This is a genomic window from Aquimarina sediminis (assembly GCF_002895435.1).
GTDB classification, from domain to species: domain Bacteria; phylum Bacteroidota; class Bacteroidia; order Flavobacteriales; family Flavobacteriaceae; genus Aquimarina; species Aquimarina sediminis.
In genome coordinates, this window is record NZ_POYJ01000013.1 from 180874 (window position 1) to 193106 (window position 12233).

General features: G+C 37.5%; 1 protein-coding gene. It reads left to right on the forward strand.

Features of this window, described 5'->3' with window-relative positions; genetic code table 11:
* Positions 1–258: 258 nt before the first annotated feature.
* On the forward strand, positions 259–12233 hold an 11975-nt coding region (locus tag C1X07_RS21640), incomplete at its 3' end, for a DUF4347 domain-containing protein (RefSeq protein ID WP_128755353.1).

The following is a 12233-nucleotide window of genomic DNA, read 5'->3' on the forward strand; positions in this document are numbered from 1 at the left end:
TATGAAATAATTGTACTCATTAATAGGGTGGTTCGGGTCCTTTTATAATTCATACAAATAAGAATAATACTATATATTAAATGGTTGTTATTTGAATAATGCCCCTTTTTTCAATCTTTCCTCAGGTAAATAGAAAGTACTTGAAATTCTTAGATCACCCAAATAAAGCACATTAATAGTCAAAGTGGTTTGGTTTTAGCGATTTTACCCCATTCGTAATCCAGATAAGGTTACCAACTAATATAATCATGCTACACGATGAAAGTAATTGTAAGATATAAAAAGGAGAACGTACGGATAAAGCTTAAGATGGTTGTTTTTAAGCTTTTACTCATCTTTTGTTTACTGATATCTTTATCATTCAATGAACAAGTTTTTTCAAACGAACACTCTGATGATTCCATTGCATATATAGATACAGAGGTTCAAAACTCCCAGATAATAGAAAATTCATTGGGAAATACGGATATTGTTGTTGGAGATTTTTCCGGACAATTTCAAAAAGCCAAAGAATTATACTTGTTTAGTCATGGTCGTCCAGGAGAACTTTATATACAGAAGGAATGGCTCTCTCCTCAAAAAATTGCAGACTGGATTCGAAAACAAAATATACAAAACCTAAAACAATTACATATCTATGGTTGCAATTTTGGGAAAGGTAAAAAAGGAGAACGAGCAATAAACTATTTGGAGCAGACCCTGGATATTTCTATTTCTGCCTCTACAAACATAACAGGTAAAGGAGGAGATTGGGAGTTAGAAATAGGAACAGCACCTCTAATTAATATTAAAGATTACCCTGCAACTCTACAAAATATTGGAGGAACTATAAATACATATGCTTCGGTAACAGGTATAAGTGGCACAACATATACAGTAGATGATGCTTCATCATTTACTACAGGTGATTTGGTGATGATTATTCAAATGAAAGGCGCCGTAATCAATACCTCCGATACAAGTGAGTATGGGTCTGTAATAGATTATAATGGTGTTGGTAGTTATGAGTTAGTAAATATTTCAGGGATTTCAACTAATGATATATCATTTGCCAGTGTTTCTAACACATATGATGTTAATGGAACCGTACAGATCATAAAAGTGCCAGATTACTCAGCAAATGCATTAACTACAGTAACATCAGAGATAACAGGTATACCGTTTGATGGGACAAAGGGAGGTGTTATCGCTCTTAAGGCAGATGTACTTCGGTTAGATGCCAATGTAAATATAACAGCTTCAGGCTTTAGAGGAGGAGCAGTTAACCTAACCGATGGGGTGACTTCTGGATACATAGGAACCTCAGGAGCGCAAAAAGGAGAAGGAATAGCAGACTTTACGGTAGGGGATCGAAAAAGAGGAAAACAAGCAAATGGAGGAGGAGCAGGAAATTGGACAAATGCCGCAGGAGCCGGTGGAGGTAACTTTGGAGTTGGAGGAAGAGGAGGAGAATATAATGGTTCTAATGTGATTAAAGAAGGAGGAGTTGGAGGAGATGCATTTGGAGGGTGTGGAAATGGATTAGGAGGACAAACACCTACCGTTATAAGATATCCAATAATGGGAGGTGGTGGAGGAGCCGGGGATAGTAATAATGGAGGAGTTTCTGTTGGAGGAATTGGAGGCGGAATTATATTCATATTTACCAATGAAATTAATGGTAACGGAGGAGGTATTCTAGCTAATGGAGAAAATGGTGACGCCAGTACAGCAGGAGACGGATCTGCCGGCGGAGGTGCTGGAGGTACTTTTTATACAGATGCTACTACTTTTTCTGGAACAATTTCTGTTTCATTAATTGGAGGGAACGGGGGTAATGCAACAAGTAATCATTCTTCTGGAGGAGGTGGAGGTGGTGGAGCTATCTTTTTAAATGGAGCTTCATTACCTGCAGCAATTTCTTTGAATGCTTCTGGAGGATCCCATGGAACAGGGTCAACAAGTACAACCCCCGAAAATGGCTTTGTAGGAGGTTTGGTAAATACTGGTCAGGTATCTCCACCAGAAATAATAAATAATCAAAGCTTTTCTCTTACTGTAGGAAACTTCTCTAATGGTGACTCAGTAGTAGGGGTGTCTGATCCAGGAAATGGTATTGTAGATGCTAATGTTAGTTCTGGATCAACATTAAACAACTGGGCAATTGTTGGCCCTACAGATGCTATAGGGATTTTTCAAATTAATGGAACCACAGGGGGAGTGACTGTAGCAGATGCTTCAGTACTAACCTCACCAAGAGGTTATAGTATCTATGTGCAAGTAGAAAATACAACTGGAGAGATATCGTGTGTAAAAGAAATAACTATTGCATTAATATGCGAGTATGGATCAATAGATAGTGACCAAAATGCATTAACAGCATCTCCTAATGCAAATGCAAGTTGGGGAACCGTAGATGGAGCGGCAGGCTCAGCAGATATAACTTCTTCAGGAACTGATGTTGTGGCAAACAGGACAAGTATTTATGATGCAACAGCTACAATGTTATCATACTCTGATGTTTTCTCAGGAGGATCAGAAATAACAATATATACAAGAAGATGGAGCTCTAGTTACCCCAGAGGAATGACATTGGCTTTTTCTGAAGATAATATTGCATATACTACAGAATCTTCAGAAATTATACCAACTTCTGAAACTGCCGGAGTATATGATCAGATAAGCTATACGATACCCAATAGCATGGTCGGATCGTATCAATATATCCGTTTAACACCCGCAGGTGGAACTCAATCTCTATTACTAATTGATGCTGTGTCGATAACAAAAGAAGAGTGTTTTCTTTGCCCAGCAGGGGTTGATTCACCTACTTTATCTTCAACAACAATAGCAAATATATGCCCAGTTCAAACCTTTGATTTAACCAGTATCACCGCTAGTAATGGTTTAGCAAATACAACATTGACTTGGCATACGGGAACTCCTGCTACAAATGCAAATAAAGTTGGTAGCCCTACTGCGGTGACCAATGGGATTTATTATGCTGCATTTTATAATGCTACGAATGACTGTTATAGCGGAGTTAATGGAGAAGGAACAACAAAGGTACAAACTACAGGAGATGCAGATTGTGATGGAGTACTGGATATCACAGATATTGATGATGATAATGATGGAGTATTAGATTGCGTAGAAAGAGGAGATATTATGAATTGTTCACTCGATTCAGTTACTAGGATAGGGTATATTCCTAATACACGTGATATAGATGGGGATAATGGATATACAATCGATGGAGGGCAGATGAGTGGATCTTCAACATTAAAAATAGAGAGTGACATTAATTTTAGCCTGTCTGGAACTGTAACAAGTGATGTGGTTTTTGTTCCTATGACAGAAAACCCAATTACCGAGGCAGGAATTGAAGCTTTAAACCTAGATGTAGTATTTATTGGGGGGATAGGAAATGCTACGACGACTTATTTGTCAGTAGCAGAGACAGATGCTATAAAAGATTGGTCGGTAGCATCATCAGAGAATATGGTTCTTGTGACAAATTTTTCAACAGAAAGATGGGGGTATACATTCTCTAACATAATATCCAACCCTAACCTACCAACTGCAGATGGTGAAAAAACAATAATCTTTAGAGGACCTTTTGGAAATTTAGTCTCATTTGATCAAGCAGGAGGAGTACAGGGAAGCTTATCCGGAGGGGATGGCGTTTCATATGCAAAAAACTCTAGTGGGGGAGATGTTATTTTAAGAGATAATCCAACTGGAGATCTAATTGTTTCGGATGTTGATATCTTAACAAGTTTAGGGGGAGTTTCTAATGGAGCGGCTATATCAACCAATAATGATAGAGTGATGCTTAACATTTTTGCATATGTTATTTATGAATCAAAGTGCTCAGAATATTGGGAAGATACAGATAATGATACGATTGCAAATAGATACGACTTAGATAGTGATGGCGACGGTTGTAGTGATAGTGTAGAGTCAGGTAATACTTTGGCAATCAATAATGATATTGTCAACTCTAATACTGGAGCAGATGCCAATAATAATGGACTGTTAGATCAGTTTGAAGATGGCACCACAGGAAATATTAATTATCCCTCTACATATTATTATTCATTATCAACTACTACCAATGTATGCACAGATACCGATGGAGATGGCATAGGTGATTTGGTAGATATAGATGATGATAATGATGGGGTACTAGATACTACAGAATTATCCTGTGGTGATGCTACTGCTACCAATACTAATGTGGTACTCACAGCAGGGAGTCAGTTGATAGAAGGGACATTCAGTAATGGAGGAGCTAATGCTACTTACGCTATAGATTTATCAGATGCAAGTCAGGTATTGGTTGCAGCAAATGCATATGATGGAGCAGGAGTTCATTATATCTGGGATGATCGTACTACCAATATGAATTCTACAATAACAATTACTCCAGCAGCTAATAGTACACTGGGGATTATCAAATGGGGACCTGATCTTACCGAAGTTAATGATGCAGATGCCGATAATTTGGCTCAGACGATTATGCTAACCTGGACTCCTGGAGTTACGGCTACTGTTCGAGATCCAAATGTCGAACTAGATTTGGCAGACGGTTCAGTTATCAATTCGGGATCAAGTATTGTTCAATTGGCAAATTCAACCAATGGTAGTGGTACATGGTATATAGAGTTTGATACAAATTTACTCCCATTAACATTTACTTTGACTACAACACATACAGGTGCAGCTAATTTTGTATATGAAGGCTTCACGATACAGTCGGGATTATGCGAATTATCAGATACCGATGGGGATACAACACCAAATCATTTAGATCTGGATAGCGATGGTGATAGTTGTAGTGATAGTGTTGAATCCAGTAATACCTTGGTGACAAATAATGATATTATTAATTATAATACGGGTGCAGATGCGAATAGTAATGGACTGTTAGATCAATTTGAAGATGGTACTACAGGAAATATTAATTATACATCTACCTATGCTAATTATGCTAATGATAATACTTTGAATGTTTGTTTAGATACTGATGGAGATGCAATAGGAGATTTGGTAGATATAGACGATGATAATGATGGAGTATTGGATGTTGCCGAAAGCCAACCATGTTCTTCTGCCGTAGAGTCTATTATTACACCAGTAGCTATAATTTCTATTCCAGGAGCACCTTTTACAATAGATTGTAATACAGAAGGAAGTTTAAGTGAAATGATTGATGAAGATTTTTCATCTACGGGAGACGGATGCCGGGATTTAGACTGGACCGTAGCAGATGATAACCAAGGGAATGGGTTAAGGCTAACTCTAAGTACTGCATATGATAATATATCAGAGTTTTATTTGTGGAATGATGTTAATTTATCTTCTGGGACTAATGATGGGATTCAAAATTTTTCTATTAAATTATACGATGCAAGTTCATCTTTAATAGGGACAGAAACAGGTTTTGTTGCAGCAAATGCAGGAGCTGCTATGCAAAGCTTTTCTTTTTCACAATCCTATAATGGAGTTCTAAGTTTTGATCTGGTAATAGAAACGACGTATACCAGAGCTCCGATACAGATAAGAGAGATCGCTATTGGTGGTCCTTCAGCAATATGTACAGTAGATTACGATACTGATGGCGATACTATTCCTAATCGTTTGGATTTAGATAGTGATGGTGATGGTTGTGGTGATAGTGTTGAGTCTGGAAATACTTTAGCGATAAATAATGATATTATTAATTATAATACAGGTACAGATGCTAATAATAATGGATTATTAGATCAGTTTGAAGATGGTACCACAGGAAATATCAATTATGTATCCACTTATATAAATTATGGGTTAAGTGATTTCTTAAATGCTTGTTCAGACACAGATGGCGATGGAACTAACGATCTCTCAGATCTTGATGATGACAATGATGGAGTGTTAGATGCTACAGAATCTCCTGATTGTTACTATACAGAAGCAGAAGCGTTAACTTTGATAGGAATAACTTCTGGATTAACAAGCCCTGATGATGATCAGAGTGATGGTGATATACAAATATTACATGATGGAGCTAATACCTATACGTTTAATTATAATGCTGGTCAGGCAATTTCTGGATCAGACTTACTATTGTTAGAATTTCCAACCCCAGTTTCTTTATCAGATATCACTTTAATCAATAATACAACTTGGGGAGCAGGTGCAACAGCAAAACTACAAGGATCTCTGGATGGAGGAACTTGGGTAGATTTAACAGGTTCGATAGATTTAGCGACAACCACAAATAAGGTGTTTACAAATGGAGGAGTTGATGAATATTTTTATTATAAAATTTTGGGAGATGGCGGAACTAATACCGTGGCATCAACTACCATTGGAGAAGTAACCTATACTATAAATAGTGGTTACGATGTTAACTTACATCCTAAATTAAGTTGTACAACAGATACCGATACCGATACCATTTATAATCATTTAGATTTAGATAGTGATGGCGATGGTTGTAGTGATAGCGTAGAGTCTAGTAATACTTTGGTGATTAATAATGATGTAATTAATTATAATACAGGTGCAGATGCTAATAACAATGGATTATTAGACCAGTTTGAGGATGGTACTACAGGCAATATTAATTATACCTCTACTTATTATTATGGATTATCAGCGGTTACCAATGTGTGTGCAGATACCGATGGAGATGGTATAGGTGATTTGGCAGATTTAGACGATGATAATGATGGGGTATTGGATAGTACAGAATTATCCTGTGGTGTTGGAGCTGCTGCGGTTACTAATACAGTTCTTACCGCAGGAAGCCAACAAATAGAAGGTACATATACTAATGGATCGGCTATAGCTGATTATGACATTCAATTCTCAAATTTAAGTGCTGCCCTTGCAGCAGCTAATATAGTACCTGTAGATGGAGGATTACACTATATAGTTGATGATACCAACCTGGGAGATTATGAAACAACTATGACAATAACTCCTCAAACAGGAAGTTTGTTGGAATCTATTGAGTGGGGGCCTGATTTGTTAGGAAATACTGATGCAGAAAATGATAATGATGAACAGACTATTACCCTGACTTGGACACCTTCTGTTACTGCCGTAGTGGTAGATCCTGATAATCAATTAGATCTTGCAGATGGAACAGTGATTACTTCTGGTCAGTCAATTTTTCAGGGAGCAGAGTATGAGAATACAAGTCCACCTACATGGAAGATCGTGTTCAATACCAATTTATTCCCTTCGGCATTTCAACTAACCACTTCTCATGTTGCATTAGCTGGGGTGGCAGATTTAAGAGATGAAGGGTTTAGTATAGTATCAAATATCTGTTATGCAGAGAACACTGATGGAGACGGACTGATAAATAGTCTGGATCTGGATAGTGATGCAGATGGGTGTAGTGATAGTGTAGAATCTGGTAATACTTTGGTAACCAGCAATGATATTGTTAATTATAATACAGGTACAGATGCCAATAATAATGGATTATTGGATCAGTTTGAGGATGGCACCACGGGCAATATCAATTATACATCCACATATACAAATTATGCTAATGAGAATACTTTAAATGTTTGTTCGGATACAGACGGAGATGGAGTAGGTGATCTAATAGATATTGATGATGATAATGATGGAGTATTGGATACGACTGAAGGTCTTAATTGTAACCCTATTATTAACATAGGGGTAGATGGAACTTTTGAAGATTTAGCAGGAGTAGCGAGCACTGATGCTTACAATAGTAATGTTAATGCAGGAGGATGGAATGATGGAACAGGAAGTGCTGATTCTTGGCAATCGCCTATGCCAACAACAGGTTCAGGAACTTGGGGAGGAATTGCAGACGGAACACCGTCGTCTCCAGATGGAGGTGTTTTTGTAGGGGGATGGACAAATAATGCAGGCAGAGGGGAATCATTATATACAGATATTTCGGGATTGACAATAGGAGAAGAGTATACGGTTGTCTTTTATCAAGCTCACGCAGGAATTGACGGGACGACTGCTTTAAATGATAATGCTCGCTATGAAGTTGTCTTTGGAAGTGAATCAAACTTTAGTAATGAACAACCTTATTTAGGAGAAGGAAATCAAATTTGGGCTGAACAGAGACTATTATTTACTGCGACCTCTACAACACAGAGGTTAGAGTTTTTTGCACATTCTGGAACGGATCAACATACTGGTGGAGCCACAGCGTATAACTATCCCGTTATTGATGGGGTAAGAGTGCTAATAGGAGATCAGGTAACTCCAATATCAGGTTGTTTAACAATAGATACCGATGGAGATACAATACCAGATCATTTAGATTTGGATAGTGATGGTGATGGTTGTAGTGATAGTGTTGAGTCTGGAAATACTTTGGCGATAAATAATGATATTATTAATTATAATACAGGTACAGATACTAATAATAATGGATTATTAGATCAGTTTGAAGATGGTACCACAGGAAATATCAATTATGTATCCACTTATATAAATTATGGGTTAAGTGATTTCTTAAATGCTTGTTCAGACACAGATGGCGATGGAACTAACGACCTCTCAGATCTTGATGATGACAATGATGGAGTGTTAGATGCTACAGAATCTCCTGATTGTTACTACGCTTCGGATGAGGTTGCCATAGTTAATGTGACCACTTCGCTAACAAATTACAGTACGAATGCAGCGTATCTATTTTCAGAATTGTATGATGGAGTGCTTAATAATATAGCATCTTATGGAGCATTAAATACGGCTGTTACTGGAGAAACAGTTTACGAGTTAGAGATGGCTTTCCCTGTAGAACTTTCCGAAATAGATGTAGTGTTCAATTATAGTATTTTTAGAACAGCTGCTACTTTTAAATGGCAAGGGTATAATGGTAGTAGTTGGATTGATGTGACAGGGGTTCTAAATGAAACTGAGACGACTAATAATACCTACACTTATACGCTTAACGTAACAGGACAGAAATATAGTAGATATAGATTATTAGGAGTATCAGGGACTACTTATTACAATCGTATTTATGAAATTATACCAAAAGTAGGAAGTGATTATAAAGCGAGTCTACATCCTAAATTAAGTTGTACAACAGATACAGATACTGATACTATTTATAATCACTTAGACCTAGATAGTGATGGTGATGGTTGTAGCGATAGTGTAGAATCGGGTAATACGGTGGTAGCCAATAACGATATAGTTAATTATAACACGGGTACAGATGCCAATAATAATGGGCTTCTGGATCAGTTTGAAGATGGTACTACTGGTAATATTAATTATACATCTACATATTATTACGCAATATACTCCGTAACAAATGCATGTACAGATACAGATGGTGACGGGATAAGTGATTTGGTAGATATAGATGATGATAATGATGGTGTATTGGACAGTACTGAATGTGATGAAGCGCCAACAGTAACAAACGGAACATTTGATGTAGATGCTTCAGGGTGGACTATTTCACCATCATTAGGAGCAGCTTCTGGAGGACGATATATTATCAATAATGATAGTAATTGGGAGGTAACAATGTCTCAACCTATAATAGTAAGTCCTGGTGATCAAATAACGGTTTCAATGGATTTAGGGTCTTTGAGTACAAATGTAGCATACCAAACCCAGGATGGATTTGATGTATACATTGGTGATCAATTATTAGGGACTGCACCAGGTAACATTGGAGGTACGATGACACCTTATTCTTTTTCTGGAACTAATACGTTATCAGGAATAACAGACCTAAAAGTTGTACTTAGACATGTACATACAGGGAATAATGACCTCTATATTGATAATATTGAAGTTTCAGGATACAACGGTTCTGCCTGTGCTACAGATACCGATGGTGATACTATTCCCGATCGTTTAGATCTAGATAGTGATGGTGATGGTTGTAGTGATAGCGTAGAATCAGGTAATACTTTAGTGACAAATAATGATATCATCAATTATAACACCGGTGCAGATGTCAATAATAATGGGTTACTAGATCAGTTTGAAGATGGCACAACGGGCAATATTAATTATACATCTACTTATACTACTTATGCAATAGATAATGCACAGAATTTTTGTATAGATACAGACGGTGATGGAGTAAGTGATGTAGTAGATGTGGATGATGACAATGATGGAATTTATGATCAGGAAGAGCAAAATTGTATAGAGACCACTAATCCAGATGGGTTAACTTGGCATGGTACAGCAGCAGGTAATATTTCTAGCCCAACGGCTACCACTTTACAGGTTGGAGGATCAGCGTGGTCTACAGCATATTCTGATCAAACCTTTAACCTTCCTATAACTATAGAAGGAACAGTATCGGCAGCGGTAAATGGAATGCTAGGGATTTTTCCTGAAAATGGAACCGAAATTACAGGCGCTACTTGGGATGATGGGGGGTATAAATTTCAATTTAATGCTTCTAATGGAATGTATGTACGACATGGAGCGACAACACCTGGTTGGGTTGCCCCATCTATTGTAGGAACTACTTTTAGATTAGAAATAGACGCTTCAGGAACAATGAATTATTGGCATAACGGAAGTATAATATATACTAATACAGTGCCGTTAGAAAAATACAAAATAACAGTGTCTCGGGGGTCATTCACAATGGATAATTTTTCGATAACAGCCAAACCCGATGTATGTACTGATATAGATTCTGATAGTGATACTATTCCGGATCACTTAGAATTGGATAGCGATAACGACGGTTGCTCCGACGCTAACGAAGCCTATGCTAATTCAAATGCAGATGGAGGAGATGGAGGACAGTATGGTGTAGGAGACCCATTAACTGTTGGTGGAGGAGAGGTTAATGCGGATGGATCAGTAGTAGCTGCTGCTTATAATACCGGAGTTGTTGCTGCTGTTACCGATCCTAATATTTCTACCACTTGTCCATTGGATACTGATGGCGATGGTATTGAAAATGCAGTGGATTTAGATGATGATAATGATGGGATATTAGATAGTGTTGAATGCGCTGATGAGACGGTTGTGAACCCAATTTCAGTATCCAGTACGGATACAGATTTTACTTCTCCTGATAATGGAGGAAGTACAGCAGGATCATTAACAAATACTATAGATGGAAATCTTAGTACATTTATAGCAGATAATGCGCCAAGTGGAGGATACACAGATGTTACGTATACTTTTCCAGCATCAGACCTAAAAAAACTTAGAATCCATAATAATGGTGGGAGTATTTTAAACGACGCTCAGGCTATCAATACCATTGCAGAAATAAAATTTTATAATGCCACAAACAATTTACTAGGTAGTATAACAAGTGTTACTGTTCCAAACGGGGCAGGTGGAAATCCATATGAGATAAATGTGCCATATCAAAACGTGACTAAGGTAGAGTTTCTTAATTTAACAGGTTTAAGTGGCGGAATTTGTTGGAGAGATATACAATTAGTGACTACTCCAGATGATGATGGTGATGGAAGTCCAAATTGTTTGGATTTGGATTCGGATAACGATGGAATTAGTGATCTTGTTGAAAGTGGAGCTGATTATACTACTTTAGATCCTAATAATAATGGTTTTATTGATGGAGTTCAGTTTGTAGATGCTGATAATGATGGCTTATCTGATGCAATAGAAACTACAAATGGAGCAGATACAGGAACAACTCCAAATGAATCAGCAGATGACGTGGATACTGTACCTGATTATCTGGATTTGGATAGTGATGGAGATGAGTTGCCGGATGCTATAGAAGCTCAATTAACAGCAACTTATGTAGCGAATTATACAAATGATGGGGATGTAACAGATGATGATTCCGATGGAGATGGGGTTATTGATATTCATGATGGTATGGTCGGTTTCGGAGGAAGTTTTAATGTTCCTCAAAATACGGATGGAGCTGATAATCCTGATTACCTAGATACAGATAGTGATAATGATGGAATTACTGATAACACCGAAAATGGGGCAGACGTAACTATTGCACCAACCTACCTAGATCCTAATGGTAATATTAATGATCCTGCAACAGATTTTACAAATGCGCAGAATACACTAACGGCAGAAGTAGATTATCGAGATGCGACATATGATACAACTGATCTTGTAGTTAGTAAAACAGTAAATAACGCAACACCAAATGAAGGAGATACGGTGATCTATACGATTACCTTAACCAACAGTGGTCCAGCTACGGCGACCAATGTTTCTATCACGGATCTGTTACCAACAGGGGTAACCTATGTATCCGATACCCCAAGTCAGGG